Origin of the sequence: Roseateles amylovorans, assembly GCF_025398155.2 — a bacterium.
Taxonomy (GTDB): Bacteria; Pseudomonadota; Gammaproteobacteria; order Burkholderiales; family Burkholderiaceae_C; genus Roseateles; species Roseateles amylovorans.
The window spans coordinates 1,669,899-1,694,866 of the sequence record NZ_CP104562.2 but is presented as its reverse complement, the minus strand read 5'-3'; the positions used below and the strand labels follow the sequence as shown (position 1 = coordinate 1,694,866).

Below are 24,968 nucleotides of genomic sequence, written 5' to 3'. Positions count from 1 at the left end.
CGGCGCGATGAAGCGAGGATGGACAAGCCCGCCCTTCCCGTCAGCACCGCGCCCACCGCGGTGCCGCCCCCGGCCCTCACCGCGGCGCCGGGCGCCGCCATTGAGGACGGGGCACATGCGGCAGTGACGATGCCGATCGCGACGACGGTCACGACGGCTGCGGCAACGTCTGCAGCTTCTGCGGCTTCTGCAGCTTCTGCGGCCTCTGCGGTCTTTGGGAGCTCCCCGCCCTCAGGCGCCTCCGCGACCGCCCCGCCATTGCGTCAGCGTGCCCGTGGCGCTTCCGCGCAGGAACTGGCCGCCATCCCCTGGCTGCGGACGCTCGAGTCGCCGCTGCGCGAGCGCATCGAGGCCAGCCTGCAGGTGGTGGAGGTGGAGGTGGGGGAGCGCATCTGCCGCATCGGCCGTGAAGCCAATTACTGGTTCGGCGTCATCGACGGCTTGCTGAAGATGAGCAACGACGATGCCGCCGCTCGGCCGGTGACCTTCACCGGCGTGCCGCCGGGCGGCTGGTTCGGGGAGGGCACGCTGCTCAAGCGCGAGGTCTATCGCTACAACATCCAGGCCCTGCGGCGCAGTGTGGTCGCCGGGCTGCCGCTGGCGGGCTTCGATGAGTTGCTGGAGACCAGCATCGCCTTCAACCGGTATGTGCTGAACCAGCTCAATGAGCGGCTGGGCCAGTTCATCGCCGCGCGCGAAATCGACCGCCAGAGCGATCCCGACCTGCGGGTGGCGCGCAACCTGGCGGCGCTTTTCCATCCGCAGCTCTATCCCGGCGTCGGCGGACTGCTGCGCATCACGCAGCAGGAGCTGGGTCATCTGGTGGGATTGTCTCGGCAGCGCGTGAATGAGGCACTGCGGCATCTGCAGGACCGGCAGCTTATCGTCGTCGAATACGGCGGGGTGCGGGTGCTGGATCTGGAAGGGTTGCGAACCTATCCGCAGTAGGCGGAGCGTCCGGGCTCAGGCACCGAACGGCGTCGGCTCAGGCTGTTGCGGTGGCCGTTCGCTGAATTGGGCGACGTTGATCTCGTAGAGCAGGCTGGCGGCCTCGCCGGGATGATCGGCCACCGAGCCCTTGAGCCGCAGGCCCAGCCGCTCCACCGTCTTGCGGGCGGCCGTGTTGCCGGGCGGCAGCAGGGACTGCACCGCCCCCGCTTTCAGGCGGTCGAAGGCCAGGCGCAAGGCGGTGAGGGACATCTCCGCCGCATAGCCGCAGCCCCAGAAGTCCGAACGGAAGTGGAACTCCAGCAGCAACGCCGGCACACCGGCTACCAAGCCTCGGCTCAGTCCGCCGAAACCGATCGCGCCATGCTGGGGTCGGTCCTGCAATTGCACCGCCCAGGGGCCGATGGCGTCCCGCGCCCAGAGCGCCTGCCAATGGCTCAGCCGCGCGCTGGCGCAGGCGCCGTCCGCGCCGAACCGGCGATTGGCGGGATCGCTCAGCGCCTGATGCAGCAGCGAGAGATCGGCATCCTCCGGCGGGCGGAGCGTCAGGCGCGCCGTCTGCAGGAGGTCGTCACCAGCGGGAGGAGTGGGGGACAACATCAACATAGGGTTTACCCGGCCATTATGCGCTCCGATGAGTTTTCAGGGTGGGGAGTGATGTCTATACGCAAGAAGGGAGGACTTGCATCACGGGCCGACCCATCGAAGTTGTAACCACCCCTTCAGGCCATAAGTCGCCGCCTATACTGTGCTTTCATACAGTATTTGCTTTGCGCCATGACATCCCTGTCTGCCAGGGAGGACGGCCTGTCCCCGCCTGCCGGACAGCCCCCGCTCCCCAGCCCCAGCCCCAGCCCCACCGAGCCCGATCCCGAGCCCGATCTCGAGGCCCTCGTGTCGCCTTCGCAGAATGCGGCGCGCCCAGCCCTCACGCCCCTGCCTTCGGCCATTGCCGACGTGCTGTGGCGCGGCGATGCGCTGGGCCGCACCTCCACCCTCACCTGGTCGAGCGGCTTTCCCGCGCTGGATGCCGAGTTGCCGGGCGGCGGCTGGCCGGCGCAGCAGATCACCGAAGTGCTGCAGACCCAGTTCTCGCTGGCTGAATGGCGGCTGGTGGGGCCCGCGCTGCGGACCCTCGTGAAGCGCGGGACCGCAGTCGTGCTGGTCGGCCCGCCCAAGCGCCCTCACCTGCCCGGCCTGAGGCACCTGGGGCTGGACGAACGCCATCTGGTCTGGATCCAGGCCCAGGCACCGTCGGAGCGGCTGTGGTGCACCGAGCAGTTGATCAAGTCCAATGCCGCCGGTGCGGTGATGGCCTGGATGCCGCAGGCCGCTCCGGAGCAATTGCGGCGCTTGCAGGTGCTGGCGCAATCCTTCGAAGGTCCGATCTTTCTGTTCCGGCCGCTGGAAGCGCGTCACGATCCATCGCCCGCGCCCTTGCGCCTGCAAGTGACGATCGATGTGGATTGGGCGCTGCAGGTGCAGATCCTCAAGCGCAAGGGGCCCGCCCAGGAAACCCCGCTGCGTCTGCCCTCCATCCCCGGCGGACTGGACACGGTGCTGACGCCTCGGGTGATGCGCCCCAGCCATCTGCGGCCTCAACCCGCCACCACGCCGGCGCCGGTGCGCGAGCGGGTGTCCACGGTGCAGCGGCCATCCCGCCGTTCATCGGTCGCCGTGTCGCCGGTCTCGGCAGTCACCGCATCGGCCACCGCTTCAGCCACCGTTTCAGCCACCTCGACGGCTTCCTCGGCGGTCCTGTCGACGACCCTGTCCGCCTTGGTCCCGACCTGGCAGGCCGACCACGCCGACCACGCCGACGCCACCTCGGCCCGGACCGTTCCCGACTCTTCTTTCCCGGAGCGCCACGATGTTGTGGGTCGCCCTGATCCTGTCGCCTCGAGCACCGACGCCGTCCGATGATCCGAAGGCGCCTCCCGGCATCTGTCCGGAGGCGCAGTCCGGATTGGCGGTGTGGTGCCTGCAGTTCACGCCCCGGGTGGCGAGGATGGAGGACGCCGTGGTGATGGAGGTCGCGGCCAGCCTGCGCCTGTTCCGCGGGCTGGGCGCGCTCCAGCAGCGGATCAGCGACGAGGCGCCGGACCTCGGCGTGATCGGCATCGGTTGGGCACCGACCGCCACCGCCGCGCTGACCCTGGCGCGTTGCGGCGTGCCGGACCTGGGCGGCCGGCTGCTGCAGGTGGTCCTGGATCCGCTGCCGCTGAGGGCACTCAGCGCGGCCGCCGCCCATGCCGAAGCGCTCACCCGGGCCGGCATCAACACGCTGGGCCAGTTGCGGTTGTTGCCGCGCGGCGGCATCAGTCGACGCTTCGGTGCGGCGCTGCTGACCCAGTTGGACCAGGCCTACGCGCTGCGGCCCGAGGCCCATCGCTGGCAAACACTGCCGGAGGACTTCCTCGCGCGTGTCGAGCTGCCCAGTCGCGAGGACCATGCGCCTGCCCTGCTGCTGAGCGCCCGGCCGCTGCTCATGCGCCTGTGCGGCTGGCTGGCGGCCCGCCATGCGGGCGCCACCGGCGTGACGCTGCACTGGGTGCATGACTCCATGCGGGCCAAGGACGCGGGCGATGGCGGCAGCCTGACCCTGCGCACCGCCGAGCCGATCCGCGAGCTGGAACATTTCTGCCGCCTGCTGGCCGAGCATCTGGCCAAGACGACCCTGCTGGCGCCCGTCGGTGAACTGCGGCTGCAAGCGCTGGGAGTGCAGGTCCTCACCGAGGAAAGCGCCTCGCTGCTGCCCGATACGGTGCGCACCGGCGAGACGCTCTACCTGACGCTGGAGCGCATCGCCGCCCGGCTGGGGCCGGAGCGGGTGCTGCAGCCGGCCACCGGCGATGACCATCGACCGGAATGGATGACCCGGTGGCAGCCCTGCGCGCAGGCCGTCAGCGCCGGCACCGGCCGCGGCGGCCGCAGCCGGGGGACGGGCCCGGCCCGGGGCGCGGTCGAGCCGCCCGGCGCGCCCGCGCCCGTCTTCTTGCTGGAGCCGCCGCTGCGGCTGGCCCTGCGCGACGGCGGTCCGCATTACCAGGGACCGCTGACGCTGCTGATCGGTCCGGATCGGATCGAGGGCGGCTGGTGGGACCGACTGCCGCGCGAGGCGACGACGCCGGACGCCGCCCCAGACGCCGAGACGTCCGGCGCGGCCGGCGCTGCCGTCCTGCCGGGCTCAGCAGGCTCACCGGGCTCACCGGGCTCATGGGGCTCACGGGACTCAAAGGCTTCACGGGCTTCTCCGTCCACCCCGCCCTTCACCCAGCTCAAGCCGGGGGACAACGCCACCGTGCAGGCCGCCGGCCATCGCCAGGTGGTGCGTGACTACTGGATTGCGGTCAATGACAACGCCGGGGTGCTCGCCATCTTCCAGCAGCCGCCCGGCAAGGACGACGATCCGGACAGCGGCGCCTGGTTCCTGCACGGCGTCTACGCCTGAGACGGGCCCGAACCATGGCCTCCGATCCCCAGACCGATCGCGCTCGCGACCGCCGTCCCGGCGGTGCCTGCGGTGGTGCCGGCAGCACGCCACTGCCGGCCTATGCCGAGCTGCGCTGCCTCAGCAACTTCAGTTTCCTGCAAGGGGCGAGCTGGCCGGAGGAGCTGGTCGATCGCGCGCTGGAACTGGGCTATCAGGCGCTCGCTATCACCGATGAATGCACCATGGCCGGCATGGTGCGGGCCCATGTCGCGGCCAAGGCCAAGGGCCTCAAGCTGCTGGTCGGCAGCCAGTTCCAGATCCAGGGCGACTGGCCTTTCACCCTGGTCGTGCTGGTCTGCAATCTCAACGGCTACGGCAACCTCTGCCAGTTGATCTCGCGGCTTCGGCGCGCCAGCGAGAAAGGCACCTACCACTGCACCCTGGACGACATCGGCCCGCAGGCGCTGGACGACTGCGTGGTCATCGCCTGTCCGGACCGCCATGCCAGCCCGGCGCAATTGCTGGCGCTGTCACGCTGGCTGCTGTCGCGCTTCATGGGGCGCTGCTGGCTGGGCGTGGACCTGCCGCGGCGGGTGGATGACGAAATCCGCCTGATGCGACTGCGCGAGGTCCATGCGCTGACCGAAATCCCGCTGGTGGCCGTGGGGGATGTGCTCATGCATGTGCGCAGCCGCAAGCCGCTGCAGGATGTGCTGACCGCCACCCGGCTGTGCCAGCCGCTGACCGAGTGCGGTCAGGCGCTGGACCGCAATGCCGAACGCCATCTGCGTCATCGCCAACGGCTGGCGCTGTGCTTCCCCGCCGATCTGCTGGCCGAGACGCTGCGGGTGGCGGCCGCCTGTGACTTCACGCTGGATGAACTGCGCTATCGCTATCCGTCGGAGGTGGTGCCCGAGGGCCAGACCCCCAGCAGCCATCTGCGTCGACTGACCTACGAGGGCGCGGGCCGACGCTGGCCCGACGGCATTCCCGCCACGGTGAGCGAGCAGATCGAACGCGAACTCAGCCTGATCGAGGAACTGCACTATGAGCACTACTTCCTCACCGTGGCCGACATCGTCCAGTTCGCGCGCTCGCAGGGCATCCTCTGCCAGGGACGCGGCAGCGCGGCCAACTCGGTGGTCTGCTATTGCAACGGCGTGACCGAGGTCGACCCGTCGCGGCTGCAGGTGCTGTTCGAGCGCTTCATCAGCAAGGAACGCAACGAGCCGCCGGACATCGACATCGACTTCGAGCACGAGCGCCGCGAGGAGGTCATCCAGTACCTCTACCGCAAGTACACCCGCGAGCGGGCCGCGCTGGCGGCCGTGGTCATCTCCTACCGGGTCAAGAGCGCGCTGCGCGACGTCGGCAAGGCATTGGGTTTCGATCCCGAGGCGCTGGATGCGCTGTGCAGCAACCACCAGTGGTGGGACGGCGATGAGATCGATGCGGACCGGCTGCGCGAGGTCGGCCTGGACCTGCAGGACCTCGCAGTGCGCCAGTTGCTGAGCCTGACCAAGGAGCTGCTGGGATTCCCGCGCCATCTGTCGCAGCATCCGGGCGGCTTTGTGCTGACGCAGGGCCCGCTGACACGCATGGTGCCGGTGGAGAACGCCTCGATGCCGGACCGCACCGTGATCGAATGGGACAAGGACGATCTGGATGCGGTCGGTCTGCTGAAGGTGGATGTGCTGGGACTGGGCATGCTCACCGCAATCCGCAAGACGCTGGACCTCATCAGCAAGCGGCAGCGCTATCCGTTCGAGATGCAGGACATTCCGAAGGAGGACCGGGCCACCTACAAGATGATCCAGAGCGCCGACACCATTGGCGTCTTCCAGATTGAGAGCCGCGCTCAGCGCAGCATGCTGCCGCGACTCAAGCCCGAGTGTTTCTACGACCTGGTGATCGAGGTGGCGATCGTGCGGCCCGGACCGATCCAGGGCGGCATGGTGCATCCCTATCTGCAACGCCGGCAGAAGCTCGAGCCGGTGGTCTATCCCAGTGCGGCCTTGAAGGTGGTGCTGGAGCGCACGCTGGGGGTGCCGGTGTTCCAGGAACAGGTGATGCAGATCGCGATGGTGGCCGCCGGGTTCAGCGGCGGCGAGGCGGACGATCTGCGGCGCTCGATGGCGGCCTGGAAGCGCAAGGGCGGCCTGCAGAAGTACTACGACAAGATCGTCGACGGCATGACCTCGCGCGGCTACGACAAGGCCTTTGCCGAACAGATCTTCGAGCAGATCAAGGGCTTCTCGGAGTACGGTTTTCCGGAATCCCATGCCGCCTCTTTCGCCCTGCTGGTCTACACCAGCTGCTGGCTCAAATGCCACCGGCCGGCGGAGTTCCTGGCCGGCATGCTGAATTCACAGCCGCTGGGCTTCTACTCCCCCAGCCAACTGGTGCAGGACGCCCGACGCCACCGCGTGATCGTTCGCCCCCCCGATGTGATGCACAGCGATTGGGACTGCACGCTGGAACGCGAGGATGGCCGCATCATCCGCAGCACGCGGCGTGGTGCGGATGCGGATGTCGCTGCCGGTTCGGGTTCAGCTTCGGGTGCGGGTACGGATGCCGCCGAGGACATCCCCGAAGAAATCCCCGAAGACATCGACGACCCGTTCCTGGAGGCCGATGCGGCGGTCGATCCCGAAGCGCCGCCGACGGTCGCGGTGCGCCTCGGTCTTCGACTGATCAAGGGACTGCAGCGACAGTCTGCGGCACTGATCTGCGAGGCGCGACGGCAAGGACCGTTCAATGATTCCGAAGACCTGGCCCGCCGCACCGGCCTGAACCAGCAGCAGATGACGATGCTGGCCGCCGGGGATGCGCTGGCCAGCATCAGCGGTCATCGACGCCAGCAGATGTGGGACGCGGCCGCCCAGCATGCGCCCCCGCCGCTGCTGCGCCATGCGCCGGTGCAGGAGGACTTCCTGGAGCTGCCGCATGCCCCGGAGGGTGAGGAGATTGTGTTCGACTATGCCTCGCTGGGGCTGACGCTGCGCAGCCATCCGCTGGCGCTGTTGCGCCCCTGGCTGCGCGAGCACCGCTGGATGAGCGCGGCGGAACTGGACGATTCGCCGGACGGCCGACCGGTGCGAGGCTGCGGCATCGTCACCGTCAAGCAGCAGCCGGCCACGGCGAAGGGCACCGTCTTCATCTCGCTGGAGGATGAGAGCGGGGACATCCAGGTCATCGTGCATCGCGCGCTGTGGCAGCGGCAACGCCAGGTGATGTTGAATGCGCGCCTGATGGGCGTTCGGGGACGATGGCAGCGTCACGGCGAGGTGCGCAACCTCATCGCCGGACACCTGGAAGACCTGACCCCGCTGCTGGGGCGATTGAGGACGGAGAGTCGGGATTTCCATTGAGGTCAGCGTAGGAAGCCATCCGCCCCTGCACGGAAGGTCATGCTGTTCGCCGCCGAACAGCACAGCCCAACCTCTCACTGACATCGCTCCCTCGCATCGGAGCTCACCGTGCCGCGTCTCAACGACATCCCTGGTTTCACCGAAACAAACCGTGCAGAAGCCTTCTTGATCAGCGCAAACGGCCATGCCGAAATTGCCTATGACCCAGGCTGCGCAGCCGCAGAACAAGAGGCCGCCCAGCACATCTTCTGTCCGCCGCTGCCGTCCCATGCCGTGGGTTGCAGTCTCTACATCGGCACCTGCCTGCGCTTTCTGGAGCAGCACCGCGCGCTGGCAAAGACCGAAATTTCTCCGGACCTGGAAGCGCGCTGCGCCTACCTGAGGGACCGCGCCGGCAGTGCGCATGATCTGGGGCTTGCGCAGCAGTGCGCCGAGGAAGCGCGGTCGCTGGTCGCCTCGTTGGTCGTCCGCTTCGGCACTCCTGGCAAGGTGAAGATCAATGGCTACAACGCGAGGCCTGGCAACATGGTCGAAATGCTCAGTGATTCCGGCGTGAAGTGCCTGGCCGAGCGAGCACGTCCGATCCACCTGAATGACCCGGACGGCTTGGCCAAGGCGACCGTGCTGTTCGACCAGGCTTGGAAGCCACGCGGCGGATGGGGAAGTCCGATCAGCCCTATGCTCGACGGCGACCGCAGTCCCTGCCCGGACGCGCTCATTGACGCGGCGTGCAAGAAGATTCCCTTTGATGAGGTACGCAAACAGATGCTCGCTGAGACGCCCGTCGTCCCCAGTCCAGTGGCCGTTCCGATCTCGCCACCTCGTCACGCCGCAGCCTGGAGCACCCGTCTGTATCCCTCATCGCGTCAGCAGACGGTCATCGATCCGACAACCCACCGGCAACTGCCGCGAGTGTCCTCCGGGCTCGCCCGTCCACTTGATTACGGGCCGGACGGTCTCCCTCCGACGGCCGTTTCGTCCCGGCCTCCAGCAGGTCGCACGCAGGATGAAGCCCTGGCCGTCCAAAAGTTCTTCCTTCCCGACCTGCCAACGACGCAGCGCGACTGCACCGCCTACATCGACGACTGCCTGCGCTTCATCAGAGATCGGCGCGAGTTCGTCGACAGCTGGATCGGCGAAGCACTGGAGGAGCGCTGCGGTCATCTGAAGCGCTTTGCCGCCGATGAGCGGCATCGGAACAACGCACAGGACCACGCCGCAGAGGCTCGCTCGCTGATCGCCTCTTTGGTCATTCGCTTCGGCGGGCCTGTCCCAGGAAGGAAAAAGCGCTACGACACGAGACCTGGCAACGTGGTTGAAATGGTGGATGACCTTCGGCGGTCCCCGTTCATGAAAAACGAGATCGGGTGGATCGCCTGGGACGATCCGAAAGCCATGCAAACGGCCATGCACATTTACGACAAGGGCCGCAAACCTCAAAACGGCTGGGGCGTTCCAGAGGATCTACCTCGGCCTATTGACGCCATTCCCCGCGGTCCCTGCCCGGATGCATTGATCCACGCCGCGCGCAACAACAGCTCCTTCGACGCCATCCGGAGAGACATGGTGTACTGAGCCCTGCCAGACGCCGCGCTGTCCGATAGCGCGGTCTCAAGACCACCCGACCTGTCAACGCCCCCCGCGTCAAACCCAAGCAAGGGGCTCCAGCGCAGCGACGGCACTCTTGCGGAGATGGCCGGCTTGCCGGCCTCCTTCCGAGCGACCGGTGAAGAGACGACCGAGCGGCGCCCGTCGTCCGGTCGGATCAGCGGAACAAGGCAATCAGGATGATGATCGGAATGGGCACGCCCAGCATGTAAAGCAGGATGGATCGCATCTGAATCTCCTTGGATCGGTGAAAATTTCTGCCTCTGTCGGGCTGACCGCGTGCCATCGCCTGCACCAGGTCGCCCCCCTTTAGCGCCAAGAAAAAGCGGAGATCGACGATGCAATCTCCGCCGTCCATCACTCGACGCGGTCCCGCTGCCGCCCGCCCACGGTGGCGAACCAACTGGCGGAGAACGCGCCGATCAGCAGCGCCACGAACATCCACAGCGCCGTCTGCAACGCGGCCTTGCGGGCCGCGTCAGCCGCCTCGCGGGCCTTGGCTTGCGCCGCTTGCAACTCGGTCCGGGCACGGGTGAGGCCGTCGGTCACGCGCTTCTCAGCCTCGGCCTGCGACAGGCCGGTCCGCTGGGACACGATGGCCCCGGCCTGGCGCGTGTCCTCCGGCGACAGCACACCGTCCTGTCGCAGCGCCCGGGCCACCAGACGGCCCAGCTCCGACGCAGTCGCGCCCGTGGCGACATCCGGCGCCGCGCGCAGCGTGTCGGGATTCGGCGCCACCGCGTTCCCGTTGGAGGCGGCGGGTGCGGTGGATGCATTCCCCGTGGCGCCGGTGGCCGCCGGGTCACGACGCAACATGCCGTCGACGAAATAGCCCAGGTCCGCGAAGTCACCCGCCCCTGTGGAAGACGAGGTGCCAAGGCCTGCCCCCTCCTTCGATGGCATGCCCGTGGTCACCGCGCCCGCAGCGGCAGCGGTGCCGCCGGCCACGACGGCCGCCGCCTGCGTGCCGATCTTCGCAATGCCAGCCACCGAGGCACTCAGCACCGCCGCGGTCGCCAAGGTCGCCACCGCCCAGGTCAGCAGACCGTGCGCGGTGTCGCGGAAATGGACCTCATCGGCCGCCGTGTCCCGCCAGCGCACCCGAAGCCGGCCGGCCAGGTAGCCGCCCAACCCGGACGCCGCGATCTGGGTGAACGCCAGCCAGACGATGCCGGTGACGCCCATGGCCGCTGCGCCCATGCCCTCGCCGGCCCACGGCGACGTGGCCGACAGGCCCAGCCCCGCGCCGAGCAACAACAGGATCAGCGACAACGCCGCCGCCGCTGCAGCCCCCGCGAAGATCGCCGCCCATGACACCGCCGACGGCGTGCCGAGCGACCGAGCGCCGCCCGCGTCACCGCCGTACCAGGCTTCGTTTGACACCATCACCGTCTCCCTTGCAGTTGGATCCCCCGGTCATGGCAAGCCGCGCACCTGAAAACCCAGCACGGTGGCTCGACGCTACCGAACGCCGACGCACAATCGACGACCATGGTCACCGCATTCATCTATCTGAAGCTGCCCACCCATGCGCTGCCCCGCGATCACCAATGGGAGGATCGACTGGACGGCGCCCTGCGCCAGGCCGGCGCCGGCACGGTGATCGGCTGGGGCGAGTCCCTGGGCGATGCGCCGCCCGGCCAGATGCGCCCCCTGGCCTTCCTGCGGGTTGACATCGAGACGAACGACCTCGCCAGCGCCCGACAGTTGCTGCACGACTGGCTCCCCGTTGCCGGCGTTCCGCAGGGAACCGAGCTGCACTACACCCTGGACCGACGGGCGCTGCAGGACCGGCTGGAGGCCACCGGTTGGCGCCTGGCCCTCGACGGCCACCCCACCGCACGTCGCGCACCCCCCAGATGAGCCAAGCAGGAGGCCGCGCGCGCAATCAATGCCCTCCGGCACCGCCTTCCCAGCCTCCGTCAGGTGCCCCGTCATGGGCGTCGGCAGGCGCATCGCATGACTCGCATCGAATGAGTCGCATCGTGCTCGTCCGTCAGGCTGGGCCCGAAGGACTGGGCGACCTGATTGGGGTGAAGGCCTGATCGTGAGGCTGGGTCGCAACGTCTGGTCGCAACGTCTGGTCGTAACGCCTGGCCGTAACGCGCGTTACGCCAACTGCACGAAGATCTCGGATTCACCCGCGCGCACAATCGGCCGCCGATGGCTTCCCGAATCCCCTCTGCCCCCGCCGCCTTCCGGGTCGTCCTGTCCCCGGCGGGCGTGCTTGTCGACGGCGGCGCGCTGCTGCGAAGCCGTCTGCTCCCGCGTCTGCTCGGCGCCTTGCTTCAGGCCCACGAGCAAGGCCTGGCACGGGTGGACAGTCCCTGCACCCGCGCCGATCTCTGCGCCCGGATGGTCGGCATGGCGGAGCTGCATCGCACCCAGGTGTGGCGCGCCCTGGCCTTGCTCGAGGCCAGCCCGCTGGACGGCCTGATCGCTGCCCGCGCACGCAGCAGCGGACCCTTCTGGCTGGCAGCCGATCCGCTGAGCGCCTGTCACTTTGAACTGGAGAACGGTCGCCCGGCGCAAGGCCCGGCCCTGGCCGAATGGCTGGGCCAGCAGCGCGCCGTGCAGCCGCGGGTGGCCAGTGCCCTGTTGCCGCTCGCTTATGCGGAGGCACTGGCCCGCGCCGATTTCCTCCTCGACCGCGGCGAGCTCTATCCCGCCCGACTGGCCCTGCAGCAGGCCTCGGCGCATGTGCCGGCCGAGGATCTCGTGGCGGCGGCAGCGCTGGCACTGCGCCGCGCCCGCATTGCCCGTCGACTGGGCGACTGGGCGGCCCTCCAGGACGAACTGCGCGAGCTGGCGCAGACCGTCAATGACGCACGGCTGCCCGCCACGGAACGCCCGCCGTTGCGGGCCAAGCTGGCCATCCTCGGCGCCTGGCATTGGTACGGCAGCCTGGGCCAGCCCGCCGCCGCGCTGGCCAAGCTCGACGAGATCCCACCCGCGGCCTTGGCCCAGGACCCGACGCTGCGCGGCGATCACGGCAACCTGCGCGGCATCGTGCTGCGCGAGCTCGCCGTCACCCGCGGCGACGCTGCCCTGGCGGCGCAGTCCATTGCCAGCCTGGGTGACGCGCTGCGCGCCGCCTCGCTCGCGGGTTTGCCGGATGCGCTGCAAGTGTGTGCGGCCAACCTGTCCAACACCCTGGGCCAACTGGCCGAGGCCGGCCTGCTCAGCGCCGAGGGCCCCGGCGTGCCCGACGCCCTGCGATGGCTGCTGCTGAGCGACGCCATCTGCGCCCGCTGGCAACTCGGCCGGAGCTCCCTGCTCAACACCATCTTCCTGCTGCGTCTGGCGGCGCTCGGCGGACTTCGCTTCGAGGCCTTGCAGCGCCTGGCCACCGAGCAGGGCCTGCCGCTGCCTGCGGATTCCTATGCGGACCTGGCGGCACAGCGCTGGGCGGGCTGCCGCGCCCGGCAGTCGCAGATTCCGGCGGACCAGCGCTGCGCCTTCCTGCTGCTCTGGGCCCGCCATGCGCTCGACGAAGGCGATGCCTTCAGCGCCACCGACCTGATCCGGCAGGCCCGGCTGCAGACCCGCAAGCTGCGCGACGAGCAGGCCCGGCGCCGCTACCAGGCCGAAGCCGATGCGTTGAGCCCGGATCAGCGCAGGGCCTGAGCGTCGGCCAGGGTGGCGACCCACGCTGCGGTCGCTACGGTCGCGAGGATCGCAACGGTCACAACGGTCACGAGGGTCGCAACGCCCGTAACGCGATTTCGAACCTCGCCGCGGGGCTCGACTTCGGACACTGGTCGCGTCATCCACCTCGTCGAGCTCATCGACCGAACACCATGAACACACGTTCCATTGCCCGCCATGCCTTGCTGATTGCCAGCATTCTCCTGACGGCCTGCCGCGCCGCCACGGCCCAGGCGGCGCCGCCGGCCGAGCCCGCCCCACAGGCAGCGACTGCCCGCTCCACGGAGGCCATCCCCATGACGTCGCGGGTTGCCGCCGCCTCGCGCGAGCGCTGGGAAACCCGGCCGCAGTGGCAACGCGGGTTCAGCGAACTCGACACCCAGGGCACCCTGGTGCTGCTGGACACCCGACAGCACCGCTGGCTGGCCTCGGACGCCCGCCGCGCCTTCGAAGGTTTCCTGCCGGCCTCGACCTTCAAGATTCCGATGTCGCTGATCGCGCTGGAGACCGGCATCGCCCAGGACGAGACCGCCGCCTTCACCTGGGACGGCAAGAAGCGCTCGCTGTCCGCCTGGAACCAGGACCAGACGCTGGCCTCGGCCTACCAGGTGTCCGCCGTCTGGGTGTTTCAGCATCTGGCGCGTCAGGTGGGGCAGACGACGGTCCAGCAGTTCCTCTACGACTTCCGCTATGGCAACGCCATCGCCGGACCGGTCGGAGACAGCTTCTGGCTGGACGGCCACCTGCGCATCTCCGCCGTCGGCCAGATCGAGTTCCTGCGCCGGCTGCATGACCGCGCCTTGCCACTCTCCGACCGCACCTATGACATCGCCCGCAAGGTCATGCTGCGTGACCAGGGCCCGGGCTGGAAGATCTTCGCCAAAACCGGGTGGGCGGCAGACACGACGCCGGCGATCGGCTGGTTCGTGGGTTGGGTGGAGCAGGACAAGGATCCGCGCCCGGTCTACTTCGCGCTCAACATGAACATGTCGCGGTCGGACCTGGCGCGTCAGCGCGAGGAGATCGTCAAGCGCACCTTGCGCGAACTGAGCGTGCTGGAATGAGCCGTTCAGGCCCCGTCTGATCGCGGCGTGACGACGACCGAGGCGGCCGACGCGTCGAAGGGACCGTGATAGACCGCTTCGATGTTGTTGCCGTCGGGGTCCAGCGCGAAAGCGGCGTAGTAGCCGGCATGGTAGGGGCGCTCGCCCGGGGCCCCGTTGTCCCGCCCGCCGGCGGCCAGCACCGCGCGGTGGAAGGCGTCCACCTGGGCCCGGTCCTTTGCGCGAAACGCCAGGTGGACATGCGAGACCGGCTGGGCCGGCGCGTCGTCCGCAGCATCGATCCACAGTTCGTCGGCGGCGAAGTATCGAGCCTCTTCACGGATCGCCTGCGCGTGGCCCAGCGCCTCGAGCGCCGCACGGTAGAAGCGCTTGCTGGCGGCCAGGTCGCGCGTTCGAAGATGAAGGTGGTCGATCAGACGGCCAAGATGGTGTTGCATGAGTCCTCCACGGATTGCAGGGGGGCGGAGCCATCGCTGGAAGGGCAGGCGGGATGCCCGATACTTGCCGCTCCAGATCCGTGTTTTTCGGAGAACCTCAGGTGTTGACCATGAAGCTTCGCTCCCTCGCCCTGCCCGCCCTGTTGCTGTCCGTCGCCGGACTCGCCCAGGCCCAGGTCACCGTCACCGCGCCCTGGGTGCGCGCCACCGTCGCGCAGCAAAAGGCCACCGGCGCCTTCATGCAGCTGCAGTCAGCCAAGGCGGTGAAGCTGGTCTCGGTCAGTTCGCCGGCCGCCGGCATCGTCGAAGTGCATGAGATGGCGATGGATGGCCAGGTCATGCGCATGCGCGCCGTGCCCGCACTGGACCTGCCCGCAGGGCAGTCCGTGGAACTCAAGCCCGGCAGCTTCCATGTGATGCTGATGGACCTGAAGGCCCCGATCAAGGACGGCGACCAGGTCCCGCTGACCCTGGTCTTCGAAGGCGCGGACAAGAAGCGCGAAACCGTGCAGGTCAACGCCGCCGCCAAGGCCTTGAACAGCGCCGCCCAGCCGGCGAAGGATGAGCATCAGGGCCACGGCCACAAGCATTGAGATCGAGGGGCGCCGCCTAGTGGCGCCTGACATGCGCGGCGTTGATGTGCGGCGTTGATGCGCGGCGTTAATTCGCGGCGTTGATGCGCGGCATCAAGGCGCGGCATCAAGGCGCGGCATCAAGGCGCGGCATCAAAACGCGGCGTCGAGCCGCCTCAAGCGCGCCGCCGCGGCCCGCCTCAGCCGCGGCGGGGCTGGCGCCCGAGTCGATCCGCCAAATGGTCGACCAGCGATTTCACCCGCTGCGGCAGGAAGCGATGGCTGGGCATCAACGCATGCAGCGGCATCGGTTTGCCGACCCAGTCCGGCAGCACATTCACCAGCGCGCCGCTGGCCAGGCTGCCGCGCACATCCAGCTCGCTCTTGTAGGTCAGGCCTCTGCCTTCCAGGGCCCACTGGTGGGCGATGCCGCCGTCATCCGCGCTGCGCCGTCCGCTCACCGCAATCTCGACCGGTGCGGCCTGCAGCGCATCCTGACGCCAGAAGCGCCAATCGCGCTCCAGCCGATCGCCGATCTTGAAGCGGATGCATTCATGCTGGGTCAATTCGTCGGGATGCGTCGGATGGCCGTGCCGCTTCAGGTAGTCGGGCGAGGCCACCAGCAGCCGGCGGCCGTCATACAACCGGCGCGCCACCAGGCGCGAATCGGCCAGTTCGCCATAGCGCAGCGCCAGGTCGACTTCGTCGCGCACCACGTCCTGCAGCAGGTCGCCGACATTCAGATGCAGCTCCACGCCGGGATGACGGTCGATGAACTCATCCAGCAGCGGCAGCACCACCCGTCGGGTCAGATCGCTAGACGCGCTGATCCGTATCCGTCCCCGCAAAGCGGCTGCTCCCCGTGACTTCGCCCCGCCGTCACCGGCCTCACCGCCATCGCTCACCAGCGCCACGCCCTCTTCCAGCAGCTCCAGCGCCCGCTGCGCATAGTCCCGCAGGCGCTCGCCGGCGGCGGTCAGCCGAAGCGCCCGGGTGCTGCGCTCCACCAGACGGACACCGAGCCGGGCCTCCAGCTTCTTGAGCATCGCGCTGGCCGCCGCCGGCGTGATGCCCATCACCTTGGACGCCGCCGTCAGGCTGCCGCCGCGCGCGCATTCGATGAGCAGTCGAAGTTCCGAGGTATTTTCAATGTCCATTTGAAACTCATAGCAATTGATCCATCTTCATTCATTCTGCCGAACGGCGCAGCATCCCCACCATCGTTTGTTCGTGTCATCGTCCGTGCTGTGAGACAACGCGCCACCGTTCCCGTCATTCCCGCCGTTCCCTCGGCACCCGCGGCTGCCAGCAGCGCCCCGCGCCGGCAGCCGCGTTCAACGGTCCAGCCGGTGTCTCACCACGGTCCCTGCCCCGCAAGCGTCATCCACACCACCATGTCCGCCTGCCGTTTCTCGCACACTGACCCGTCAGCCGGTGGGCGATGACTGTCCATCGGCACCGCGATTCCGTTTCACCTTTCATCTCACCAGGAGTTTCACCATGACCATGAAAGCCGTCGGCTACTTCAAGACCCTTCCGATCACCGAAAACGAATCGCTGATCGACCTCGATCTGCCGCTGCCCTCGCCCGGCGCGAAGGACCTGCTGGTGGAGATCAGCGCCATTGCAGTCAATCCGGTCGACACCAAGATCCGCGTGCGTCGCGCCAGTGCCGATGGCAAGACCCCGGTGATCCTCGGCTGGGACGCGGTGGGTGTGGTGCGGGCGATGGGGCCTGAGGTCAGCGGTTTCGCCGTCGGCGACCGCATCTGGTATGCGGGCGACATCACCCGCCCCGGCAGCAATGCCCAGTTCCAATGCGTGGATCACCGCATCGCGGCCAAGGCACCGACCTCGCTCAGCGATGCCGAAGCCGCCGCGCTGCCGCTGACCGCGATCACCGCCTGGGAAATGCTGTTCGACCGTCTGGAGGTGCAGCAGCGTCCCGAGCGTCCGGTCAGCCTGCTGGTGACGGGCGCCGCCGGGGGCGTGGGCTCGATCCTGCTGCAACTGGCTCGTCGCCACGCGCACCTGACGCTGATCGGCACCAGTTCCGATCCCGAGGGCGAAGGCGGCAAGTGGCTGCGCAGCCTGGGCGCGCACCATGTGATCAACCACCGCGAACCGATCGCACCGCAGATCGCCAAGCTGCGCGATGCCGGCGCCCCGCCGCTGCGCTATGTGACCAGCCTCACCCACACGCCTCAGCACATTGCCGGCATCATCGAAGCGATGGAGCCGCAGGGCCGACTGGCGCTGATCGATGACTTCGGGCCGACCGATGTCGATGTGATGGCGCTCAAGGGCAAGTCGCTGTCGCTGCACTGGGAGCTGATGTTCACGCGCAGCATGCACGCGACCCACGACATCGCGGCCCAAGGCAAGCTGCTGACCGACGTGGCCGCCCTGGTGGATGCCGGCGAGATCCGGACCACGCTGTCGGAAGTGGTCGGCCCGATCAATGCTGCCAACCTCAAGCGCGCCCACGCGCTGCAGGAAAGCCAGCGCACCCGCGGCAAGCTCGTCCTGCAAGGCTTCTAAGCCGCACGCCTCACAAGCGCCCACACTGGGTTGGCGCAGAGCGGGCGATCTCGCCCCTTCACGGCTGGATCGCTCCCCTCGCCCCGTACCGCCTCGCGCGGACGGGGCGTTGTTCATCTGGCCTCGCGCAAACAGCGTGCTGACCGGGTTGCGGCCGTGCTCCTGCTGCAGCGCTGTCGCTGTCCTGTGGTGATCTTGTCGATGTCCTGCGGCTGTCCTGCGGCTGTCCTGCCGGTGTCCTGCTGCTGTCTTGTGTGCGGCTGCTGTGTTGCCGGTGTGCGGCGACTGTCCTGTCGGTGGGCTGCGGCTATCTTTTCGGTGTGCTGCGGCTATCTCGTCGGTGAGCTGCGGCCATCTTTTCGGTGTGCTGCGGCTGTCTTGTCGATGTCTTGCCGATGTCTTGTTGTTGTCTCGTCGGTGTCCTGCGTCTGTCCCGCGATGGTCAAGTCAGCGTGGCGGAGGCTCAAGCTGTGGCGCCGTTGCGGCAAACGTCACATCTCGACTACGGACCATCCCTGATTTTCGGGAAAACCTGAGTTCGCCCATCACGGATCGCAGGCGATACCACGTCCCTCGCCACAACAACGTCACAACAGCGACGAGAGGGAAACCGGATGAATGCTCGACACCTTGATCTTCGCCACGACCGCCCGGTCCAGCATCGTCTCGGCCGAGGCGGCCGCTGCGACGGCGCCCACACCGCCCGCGGTGACGCCGACCTGACAGTCCGCGAACTCCGCCGCAGGGGTGCCGGTGGTCGCCTGGCGTCTGTGCTGGCACTCGGCGTCCTCACCGTGGCGACCGGACTGGGACTGGTGAACCAGGCCCGCGCCGCCACCATCGGCGTGATCCTGCCGGGCAGTTGGCCCAGTGCCCAGCAGGCGGAAGAACTGAAACTCGGCATGACCCTGGCCTTGAAGACCTGGCCGGGCGATGCCGCCCCCACGCTGCTGATCAAGGACAGCGCCTGCGACGCGAAGAAGGCGCAGACGGCCGTCCAGGAGCTCATCCAGGCCAAGGTGGACGTGGTGCTGGGCAACTGGTGCGAGATCGGCGGCGGTGCCGACCAACTGCGCAGCGCCGGCATTCCGCTGGTCTCCAGCAATGCCGAGCGGCTCAAGGACCAGGAGCTGCAGCTTCAGCTGGGGCGCATCGAGCTCTATGCCGCCGAGCGCATCGCCACCGACCTGCGCCGGGAGACCGGCCTGCGCATCAGCGCCCGCACCTCCTGCTGGCTGGACTTCCAGGCTTCGCTGAACGAGCGGGTCGACGCGGTGCTCTGCCCGGTCCTGATGGTCGACAAGAGCCGCTGGGATCAGGTGGCCAACACCTACGGCGCGGCCTTCCGCAAGCCGTTCACCGCCTCGGCGGCGCGCGGCTATGCCGCGATGGAAGTGGCGTTGAACTACTTGCGCCGCGCCAAGGGCACCAAGCCGGCCTCGGCCCTCAAGGACCTGCAGTCGATGACCACGCTGCTCGGCCCGGTGCCTGCGGCGGATGCGCCGGCCCCCTCGACCGCGCTGCAACTGGTGTTCTCGCCGCAACTGCCCAAGCTCAGCCCGCAGCAGGCAAAGACCGTGGACAAGCTGGTGAAGACCAAGGGATGCGCCTGCCCCGGCGGCACGCTGCGCAGCGGCTGCCCGAAGGAGTCCGGCCCGTGGGGCGAGTTGCCCTTCGTCGTGCGCGGTGGCGGCACGCCGGCATCCTGCTCGGCGCCGATCAGCGTGCTGGAGCTCTGAGCCGACGCCGCCCGGCGGCAGGTCAGCCGTAGAACAGCCAGAGGAAGAACGCGAAGATCAGCAGCACGACGAGCACCTGTCGCCAGGACAGTTCGTCGTGGTCGCGGCCATGCGTGTCGTCGCTTTCGCCGCCCAAGGCCCAGCCGATCGCCCAGTTCAGCTTGTCCTGCCGCGCCTGTGCGGCGTCCTCCTCCCTGGAGGACGCGGCATCGCCCGTCATCACCGTGCCGGGCGCCTCGCCGTCCCGGCGCGACGGGGCGCGATAGGACGCCTTCCGCTCGGCGCGTGAGCGCTCGCGAAGGGCGCGGTCGTCGCGCCACTCGCGCTCGAGCGCGTCGAGCGTCGGCAACAGGTCGATCAGCGACGGCACCACCACCGCATGGTCGCAACGGCCGCAGCTGGTTTCCCGGGCCGGGTCCATCGGCGCACCGCAACCTCGGCAGGCCCAGGCCAGCGGACGGCCGTCCGAAGGCGACAGCAGCGGCTCGTCGCGCTGCCGCACCCGCAAGGCATGGTGCAGCCGCGGCAGATCGATCATCACCAGCGGCGCGGTGCAATAACTGCAGGTGTCGCCTTGGCCATCACTGGGGGCGCCGCAACTGAAGCACAGCAGTTGCCGCTGCTCCTGTTTCAGCGCGCCACGCTCGGCCGGCAACAAGGGCCGGACCAGGCCGCGCTCGGCCAGCATGCCGGCCTGCCGATGCAAATGTCCGCAGCAGCTGGGGCATTCCAGCGTCGGGAACCGGCCGAAGCGGGTGCGGTTGTGGACTGCCTTCAAGGAAAGGCGGCACAGCGGGCAGGTCAGCCGTACGGCGGGTTGGTCATGCAGCGCGACCGGCAGGCCCAACTGCAGTTCCCGCAGCAACTGCACCCAGCCCAGGCCCGACAGATGCACCGACTCCATCGCATCGAACCACACCAGGCCGCAGGGACGGCAATGGTCCAGATCGACGTGGGCGCCTTGGTGGCCCGGCAGTCGCAGGTGATGCATCGCCGCCGCGCATTGCGGGCAATCGATGCTGGCGCCACTGCGTAGCAGCGGCAGGGTGGGGCGGGAATGGACGGGAGATTCGGTCAGTGCAGTCATGGAACGCGGTCAGCCGAGACTCGGCATGCGCGGATTCTGCAGTCCGCCGAGCCGATTCAGCGCATCTCCCCCAAAGGAAGGTGGGCAGCCTCGCACGGAATTGCAGGGCGTGCCTCAGGCACGCCGGCTGCTGCTTGCTGCTTGCTGCTTGCTGCTTGCTGCTTGCTGCTTGACGTGCGGCGTCGGACAAGCTGATCCGACGGATGTCGTCATGCCATCCATTCACGATGCAGGCGAGACCCGCGAGCCCCATTGGCGTCGTCGACGTCATCGATGCGCCGTGATCGCGGCGCGGTGAGGAGCGCACGCTCGCGCGGATAGAGCACCGGACCTAGGATTCGTCAGCTCTGCGCGGGGGAGGCCCCCTATAGTTCGACCATTCATCTGCGCCCATCGCACTGCACGAGGAACGTCCATGGTCAAGAAGGTTCAGAAAACGGCCGACTTCAAGAAGGCGGCCAAGACCGACGCCACCGGCCCGGCCAGCGGCGCCACGCCCGCCAGCCTGCTGGACGGACAATTCGCGCAACTGGTCAAGGACTCGGCCCAGCAGATCTGGTCGGCGGGCCTGGCGGCCTTTGCCAAGGCCCAAGGCAACGGCGGCAAGGTGTTCGACCATCTGGCCGCTGAAGGCGCGAAGCTGCAGAAGACCACGCAGCAAGCCCAGGCCAGTGCAGAGGACAAACTGGGCGCCGTCGCCAGCCGCATGACCGACATGGCCGGCGAAGTCGGCACGCGGGCCGGTCAGCATTGGGACAAGCTGGAATCGATCTTCGAGGACCGCGTCGCCCGCGCACTGCACCGGCTGGGCGTTCCGAGCGCTCAGGACCTCGCGGCCCTGTCTGCCCGGTTGGATGCCTTGAACGCGGCCTTGGCCTCCACCGGCGGGCCAGGCGCCGAGCGCAGCGCCGGCGCGGTCGCAGCACCCATCAAGCGTCCGGGGGGCGCATCGAAGGCCAGGCCGTCGATCACGGTGCCATCCGCCGAGCCAGAGGCAACGCGGAAGGTGAAAGCGAAGGATCAGGCCGGGAAAGCGACCAAACCCGCCAAAGCATCGAAGGCAGCGAAGACAGCCAAGGCATCGAAACCAGCGAATCCAGCCAAGGCGGCCAAGACGGGCAAGGCGGCTGCCGCAGTGAAACAGCCCACCGCTGGCGGCGCACACACATCGAGCACCGCTTCCGCATCGCGAAGCAAGGCTGCCGCGAAGGCCGGCGGCGCTGGCAAACCCGCCACCTCCGCCAAGGCGTCTCCGGGCACCTCGGCGACCGGCAGGAAATCCAAGGCGGCGTCCGTCCCCACGCCGGCCACCGTGCCGGTGCGGGTGGCAGCCACCAAGCCATCCACCGCGCCGGCCAAGTCCCGGGCGCGCACCAAGACCGCCTGAGCCCGCCCTGGAGGCTCACTGAAGGCCCCGCGTTGCGGGGCTTTCTTCATGTCGATGCGCCTAGCCTGATCCTGATGATCGGCGGCCGGCCAATCGGGCGATTGCCGCCCCGCTGGACGTCGCGCATGGGGCAGCCATCGGTAGCCGACTTCGGTGGCCGTCGTCGCCGCGTGGACTGGTTCACGAAACATCTCGTCACCCCCACTGCCCAGGGGATGCCCGGCAATGCCTGACCCCGAACAATCCGCAGGCTGCGCGGAAGTCTCTGCGCCCACCTGATTGTTCGAACTCTCGATCCCACCCGATATGAAGCGCCTGATCGCCACCGCCCTGCTCGTCACCCCTGTGTTCGCCTTCGCCGCAGAGGGCGACAACCTGCTGAACAACGGCAGCTTCGAGTCCACGGCGCTGCGCAGCGGGGGCTGGCATGTCTACAGCGGCATCGACGGTTGGACTGTCGGCCGCAACGGCGTGGAAGTGCGCAACAACGTGTCGGGCAGCGCCGTGGACGGTCACAACTTCGTCGAGCTGGACACCTCCGCCAACAGCAGCATCAGCCAGAGCTTCGCCACCGTGGCCGGCGCGACCTACGCGCTGAGCTTCTCCTATGCCAACCGTGGCGACAACCGCGGCGCCGCCAGCAACGGGCTCGGCTGGACCGTGGGCGGCCTGACGGGCGTGGTCGGCAACAACACCTCGACGACTTGGGCGACCTACTCGACCGAGTTCATCGGTACCGGCCAGACGATGACCCTGAGCTTTGCCGCCCTGGGTCGCAGCGACTCCTTCGGCACGTCGCTGGACGGCGTGAGCGTGCGCATGCTGTCGGCCGTGCCGGAACCGCAAAGCATGGCGCTGATGCTGGCCGGCCTGGCCGCGCTGGGCGTGGTGGCCCGTCGTCGTCGTCGCCAGGACTGAGATCCTCCGCACGGCGAGGGCCACAGGCTGCTCGCAACGATCCCGATCAAGAACGCCCTGCAGCTCATCCCTGCGGGGCGTTGTTCATTCGTCCAGGACCGGCGGTCCAGGGAGAAGGATCCTCAGCGTTGCAATGGTCTGCGCCCCGTCGCGAAGACCCGAAGCAGAAGCGCCCCGCAGTTCATCACTGCGGGGCGCTTTTCATAGAGGCCGTGGCGCTCAGTCTTCCTGGAACGCTTCCTCGCGCTTGTTCTTGATCGACGGCAGCATCACCACCACCACCATCAGCGCGGCCGCGATCAGCAGGCCGGCGGACAGCGGACGGGTCATGAAGGTGCCCCAATCACCGCGCGACAGCAGCAGCGCGCGACGCAGGTTCTCTTCCATCATCGGACCGAGGATGAAGCCCAGCAGCAGCGGCGCGGGCTCGCAGCTCAGCTTGTAGAACACATAACCGATCACCGCGAACCCGGCCGTCATGTAGACGTCGAAGTTGTTGTTGTTCAGCGTGTAGGTGCCGATGCAGCAGAACACCGCGATCGCCGGGAACAGGAAGCGGTAAGGCACCGTCAGCAGCTTGATCCAGATGCCGATCAGCGGCAGGTTCAGGATCACCAGCATCAGGTTGCCGATCCACATCGAGGCGATCAGGCCCCAGAACAGCTCGGGGTTGCTGGTCATGACCTGCGGGCCGGGCTGGATGCCCTTGATGGTCATCGCACCGACCATCAGCGCCATCACCGCGTTGGGCGGAATGCCCAGCGTCAGCATCGGGATGAACGAGGTCTGCGCGCCGGCATTGTTGGCCGCCTCAGGACCGGCCACCCCCTGGATGGCACCCTTGCCGAACCGGCTCGGATCCTTCGAGACCTTCTTTTCCAAGGTGTACGCCGCGAACGAGGCCAGCAGCGCCCCGCCGCCGGGCAACACGCCCAGCAAGGAACCCAGCGTCGTGCCGCGCAGCACCGCCGGCCAGGCTTCCTGGAAGTCCTGCTTGGTCGGCCACAGGCCCTTCACGCTCTTAGTGAAGACCTCGCGATGCTCGGCCGGCTGGCCCAGGTTCGCGATGATTTCACCGAAGCCGAAGATGCCCATCGCGATCACGACGAAGTTGATGCCGTCGGTCAGCTCGGGGATGTCGAACGAGAAGCGGGGCGTGCCCGAGATCACATCGGTGTTGACCTGTCCGAGCAGCAGGCCCAGCACGATCATCGAGATCGCCTTGAGCAGCGAGCCCGAAGCCAGCACCACCGCACCGATCAGGCCCAGCACCATCAGCGAGAAATACTCGGCCGGGCCGAACTTGAAGGCCAGCTCGGTCAGCGGCGGCGCGAAGGCCGCGATGATGACCGTGCCCACGCAACCGGCGAAGAACGAGCCCAGGCCGGCAGCAGCCAGCGCCGGGCCGGCGCGGCCTTGGCGGGCCATCTGGTAGCCGTCGATGGCGGTCACCACCGAGGACGACTCGCCCGGGACGTTGATCAGGATGGCGGTGGTCGACCCGCCGTACTGCGCGCCGTAGTAGATGCCGGCCAGCATGATCAGCGCGGGCGTGGCGTCCAGCGCATAGATCGAGGGCAGCAGCATCGCGATCGTCGCGACCGGGCCCAGGCCCGGCAGCACGCCGATCAGCGTGCCCAGCACCGCGCCGCCGAAGGCGTAGAGGAGGTTCTGCAGCGTTGCCGCTGTCTGGAACCCCAGCATGAGGTTGTTCAGCAGATCCATGTGGCTTGTCTCCTCAAAGGCCCAGGAATGGCGGCCACACAGGGATCACCAGATTCAGGCCCCAGACGAAGATCGCCCAGCTGCCGATGGTCAGGATGACACTGCTCAGAATGGCGTCACGCCAGCGGAACTCGTCGCTGGCGAACGAGGCGGTGATGATCAGCAGCGGCAGGGTGATCGCCATGCCCAGACGGGGCAGCGCCACGCCGAACAGCGCGATCGCGCCCACGACGATCAGCAAGGGCCGCCAGGCCACCGGACCGATGGGCTGCCCGCCCTCCGATTCGATGGTCAGCGCCTTGAAGAGCACGGTGCCCCCGAGGATGGCGAGCAACACGCCCAGACCAAAGGGGAAGTAACCAGGCCCGGGACGGGCCGAAGTGCCAAAGCTGTAGTTGCTGATGGAGCCCCACGCGAACGCGACGCCGACGATCACAAACAACAGCCCTGACCAGAAGTCGCGTTGACTCTTGATCTTCATCGAGGAAAC

At 68.2% G+C, this 24,968-nt stretch carries 21 protein-coding genes; 13 read left to right on the top strand and 8 right to left on the bottom strand.

Annotation, left to right across the window (positions count from 1 at the left end; all coding sequences use genetic code 11):
• The first annotated feature begins 258 nt into the window (after window positions 1-258).
• Window positions 259-948 carry a Crp/Fnr family transcriptional regulator gene (locus tag N4261_RS07320; protein ID WP_261760639.1) on the top strand — a complete coding sequence of 230 codons (690 nt, stop codon included), beginning with the start codon at window positions 259-261 and terminating at the stop codon, window positions 946-948.
• A 15-nt stretch (window positions 949-963) separates the two neighbouring features.
• Here the strand turns inward: N4261_RS07320 and N4261_RS07315 are convergent, their stop codons facing one another.
• Window positions 964-1,554: a GNAT family N-acetyltransferase gene (locus tag N4261_RS07315; RefSeq protein ID WP_261759533.1), complete on the bottom strand. Its 591-nt coding sequence runs from the start codon at window positions 1,552-1,554 to the stop codon at window positions 964-966.
• A gap of 171 nt (window positions 1,555-1,725) precedes the next feature.
• On the opposite strand from N4261_RS07315, the gene imuA reads away from it, so the two are divergent.
• The 4 genes from imuA (at window position 1,726) to N4261_RS07295 (ending at window position 9,327) form a co-directional block, all read left to right on the top strand.
• Window positions 1,726-2,871 (top strand): translesion DNA synthesis-associated protein ImuA, encoded by a 1,146-nt coding sequence (gene imuA / locus N4261_RS07310; RefSeq protein WP_261759532.1) that lies wholly within the window; start codon window positions 1,726-1,728, stop codon window positions 2,869-2,871.
• A complete protein-coding gene (locus N4261_RS07305) occupies window positions 2,819-4,399 on the top strand; it encodes a Y-family DNA polymerase (protein WP_261759531.1) in 1,581 nt (526 codons plus the stop codon). Before imuA ends, N4261_RS07305 begins: the two co-directional genes overlap by 53 nt.
• Window positions 4,400-4,413: 14 nt before the next feature.
• Window positions 4,414-7,752: an error-prone DNA polymerase gene (locus N4261_RS07300; RefSeq protein ID WP_261759530.1), complete on the top strand. Its 3,339-nt coding sequence runs from the start codon at window positions 4,414-4,416 to the stop codon at window positions 7,750-7,752.
• A 108-nt stretch (window positions 7,753-7,860) separates the two neighbouring features.
• A complete protein-coding gene (locus N4261_RS07295; RefSeq protein ID WP_261759529.1) occupies window positions 7,861-9,327 on the top strand; it encodes a hypothetical protein in 1,467 nt (488 codons plus the stop codon).
• A gap of 190 nt (window positions 9,328-9,517) precedes the next feature.
• On the opposite strand, the gene N4261_RS07290 is transcribed toward N4261_RS07295, so the two are convergent.
• A complete protein-coding gene (locus N4261_RS07290; RefSeq protein WP_261759528.1) occupies window positions 9,518-9,718 on the bottom strand; it encodes a hypothetical protein in 201 nt (66 codons plus the stop codon).
• On the bottom strand, window positions 9,718-10,746 hold the full coding sequence (locus N4261_RS07285) for a hypothetical protein (protein ID WP_261759527.1): 1,029 nt from the start codon (window positions 10,744-10,746) through the stop codon (window positions 9,718-9,720). The genes N4261_RS07290 and N4261_RS07285 overlap by 1 nt, the downstream gene beginning before the upstream one ends.
• A 105-nt stretch (window positions 10,747-10,851) precedes the next feature.
• Between N4261_RS07285 and N4261_RS07280 the strand changes: the two genes are divergently transcribed.
• From N4261_RS07280 to blaOXA, 3 genes are all read left to right on the top strand, one after another.
• The gene (locus tag N4261_RS07280; protein ID WP_261759526.1) at window positions 10,852-11,223 is read left to right on the top strand and encodes a hypothetical protein; all 372 of its coding nucleotides are present in this window, start codon (window positions 10,852-10,854) and stop codon (window positions 11,221-11,223) included.
• A 300-nt stretch (window positions 11,224-11,523) separates the two neighbouring features.
• Window positions 11,524-12,987, top strand: a complete 1,464-nt coding sequence (locus N4261_RS07275; RefSeq protein WP_261759525.1) for a hypothetical protein — start codon at window positions 11,524-11,526, stop codon at window positions 12,985-12,987.
• A 173-nt stretch (window positions 12,988-13,160) separates the two neighbouring features.
• Complete coding sequence (blaOXA, locus tag N4261_RS07270) at window positions 13,161-14,072, top strand: class D beta-lactamase (protein ID WP_261759524.1); 912 nt, start codon at window positions 13,161-13,163, stop codon at window positions 14,070-14,072.
• 5 nt (window positions 14,073-14,077) lie between these two features.
• On the opposite strand, the gene N4261_RS07265 is transcribed toward blaOXA, so the two are convergent.
• Complete coding sequence (locus N4261_RS07265) at window positions 14,078-14,509, bottom strand: VOC family protein (protein ID WP_261759523.1); 432 nt, start codon at window positions 14,507-14,509, stop codon at window positions 14,078-14,080.
• Between the two features lie 110 nt (window positions 14,510-14,619).
• Between N4261_RS07265 and N4261_RS07260 the strand changes: the two genes are divergently transcribed.
• Window positions 14,620-15,102: a copper chaperone PCu(A)C gene (locus N4261_RS07260; protein ID WP_261759522.1), complete on the top strand. Its 483-nt coding sequence runs from the start codon at window positions 14,620-14,622 to the stop codon at window positions 15,100-15,102.
• A gap of 179 nt (window positions 15,103-15,281) precedes the next feature.
• On the opposite strand, the gene N4261_RS07255 is transcribed toward N4261_RS07260, so the two are convergent.
• The gene (locus N4261_RS07255; RefSeq protein WP_261759521.1) at window positions 15,282-16,238 is read right to left on the bottom strand and encodes a LysR family transcriptional regulator; all 957 of its coding nucleotides are present in this window, start codon (window positions 16,236-16,238) and stop codon (window positions 15,282-15,284) included.
• Between the two features lie 349 nt (window positions 16,239-16,587).
• Between N4261_RS07255 and N4261_RS07250 the strand changes: the two genes are divergently transcribed.
• Together N4261_RS07250 and N4261_RS07245 are read left to right on the top strand one after the other, a co-directional pair.
• The gene (locus N4261_RS07250; protein ID WP_261760638.1) at window positions 16,588-17,622 is read left to right on the top strand and encodes a zinc-binding alcohol dehydrogenase family protein; all 1,035 of its coding nucleotides are present in this window, start codon (window positions 16,588-16,590) and stop codon (window positions 17,620-17,622) included.
• Window positions 17,623-18,416: 794 nt separating this feature from the next.
• Entirely contained in the window at window positions 18,417-19,361 is a 945-nt protein-coding gene (locus tag N4261_RS07245) for an ABC transporter substrate-binding protein (RefSeq protein WP_261759520.1), read from the top strand.
• 22 nt (window positions 19,362-19,383) lie between these two features.
• On the opposite strand, the gene N4261_RS07240 is transcribed toward N4261_RS07245, so the two are convergent.
• Entirely contained in the window at window positions 19,384-20,448 is a 1,065-nt protein-coding gene (locus N4261_RS07240; RefSeq protein WP_261759519.1) for a zf-TFIIB domain-containing protein, read from the bottom strand.
• A gap of 415 nt (window positions 20,449-20,863) precedes the next feature.
• On the opposite strand from N4261_RS07240, the gene N4261_RS26140 reads away from it, so the two are divergent.
• Together N4261_RS26140 and N4261_RS07230 are read left to right on the top strand one after the other, a co-directional pair.
• Window positions 20,864-21,835 carry a phasin family protein gene (locus N4261_RS26140; RefSeq protein ID WP_354005402.1) on the top strand — a complete coding sequence of 324 codons (972 nt, stop codon included), beginning with the start codon at window positions 20,864-20,866 and terminating at the stop codon, window positions 21,833-21,835.
• Window positions 21,836-22,141: 306 nt separating this feature from the next.
• Window positions 22,142-22,753 carry a DUF642 domain-containing protein gene (locus tag N4261_RS07230; RefSeq protein WP_261759518.1) on the top strand — a complete coding sequence of 204 codons (612 nt, stop codon included), beginning with the start codon at window positions 22,142-22,144 and terminating at the stop codon, window positions 22,751-22,753.
• A 219-nt stretch (window positions 22,754-22,972) separates the two neighbouring features.
• Here N4261_RS07230 and N4261_RS07225 read toward each other — a convergent pair whose 3' ends face one another.
• Window positions 22,973-24,478: a tripartite tricarboxylate transporter permease gene (locus tag N4261_RS07225; RefSeq protein WP_261759517.1), complete on the bottom strand. Its 1,506-nt coding sequence runs from the start codon at window positions 24,476-24,478 to the stop codon at window positions 22,973-22,975.
• Window positions 24,479-24,491: 13 nt separating this feature from the next.
• Window positions 24,492-24,959 carry a tripartite tricarboxylate transporter TctB family protein gene (locus N4261_RS07220; RefSeq protein ID WP_261759516.1) on the bottom strand — a complete coding sequence of 156 codons (468 nt, stop codon included), beginning with the start codon at window positions 24,957-24,959 and terminating at the stop codon, window positions 24,492-24,494.
• Window positions 24,960-24,968 lie beyond the last annotated feature (9 nt).

Coding starts and splice junctions, on each gene's coding strand:
- N4261_RS07315 (WP_261759533.1), bottom strand. CDS start 1,554: ATGTTGATGTTGTCCCCCACTCCTCCCGCTGGTGACGACCTCCTGCAG.
- imuA (WP_261759532.1), top strand. CDS start 1,726: ATGACATCCCTGTCTGCCAGGGAGGACGGCCTGTCCCCGCCTGCCGGA.
- N4261_RS07305 (WP_261759531.1), top strand. CDS start 2,819: ATGTTGTGGGTCGCCCTGATCCTGTCGCCTCGAGCACCGACGCCGTCC.
- N4261_RS07300 (WP_261759530.1), top strand. CDS start 4,414: ATGGCCTCCGATCCCCAGACCGATCGCGCTCGCGACCGCCGTCCCGGC.
- N4261_RS07290 (WP_261759528.1), bottom strand. CDS start 9,718: ATGGACGGCGGAGATTGCATCGTCGATCTCCGCTTTTTCTTGGCGCTA.
- N4261_RS07285 (WP_261759527.1), bottom strand. CDS start 10,746: ATGGTGTCAAACGAAGCCTGGTACGGCGGTGACGCGGGCGGCGCTCGG.
- N4261_RS07280 (WP_261759526.1), top strand. CDS start 10,852: ATGGTCACCGCATTCATCTATCTGAAGCTGCCCACCCATGCGCTGCCC.
- N4261_RS07275 (WP_261759525.1), top strand. CDS start 11,524: ATGGCTTCCCGAATCCCCTCTGCCCCCGCCGCCTTCCGGGTCGTCCTG.
- blaOXA (WP_261759524.1), top strand. CDS start 13,161: ATGAACACACGTTCCATTGCCCGCCATGCCTTGCTGATTGCCAGCATT.
- N4261_RS07265 (WP_261759523.1), bottom strand. CDS start 14,509: ATGCAACACCATCTTGGCCGTCTGATCGACCACCTTCATCTTCGAACG.
- N4261_RS07260 (WP_261759522.1), top strand. CDS start 14,620: ATGAAGCTTCGCTCCCTCGCCCTGCCCGCCCTGTTGCTGTCCGTCGCC.
- N4261_RS07255 (WP_261759521.1), bottom strand. CDS start 16,238: ATGGACATTGAAAATACCTCGGAACTTCGACTGCTCATCGAATGCGCG.
- N4261_RS07250 (WP_261760638.1), top strand. CDS start 16,588: ATGAAAGCCGTCGGCTACTTCAAGACCCTTCCGATCACCGAAAACGAA.
- N4261_RS07240 (WP_261759519.1), bottom strand. CDS start 20,448: ATGACTGCACTGACCGAATCTCCCGTCCATTCCCGCCCCACCCTGCCG.
- N4261_RS26140 (WP_354005402.1), top strand. CDS start 20,864: ATGGTCAAGAAGGTTCAGAAAACGGCCGACTTCAAGAAGGCGGCCAAG.
- N4261_RS07230 (WP_261759518.1), top strand. CDS start 22,142: ATGAAGCGCCTGATCGCCACCGCCCTGCTCGTCACCCCTGTGTTCGCC.
- N4261_RS07225 (WP_261759517.1), bottom strand. CDS start 24,478: ATGGATCTGCTGAACAACCTCATGCTGGGGTTCCAGACAGCGGCAACG.
- N4261_RS07220 (WP_261759516.1), bottom strand. CDS start 24,959: ATGAAGATCAAGAGTCAACGCGACTTCTGGTCAGGGCTGTTGTTTGTG.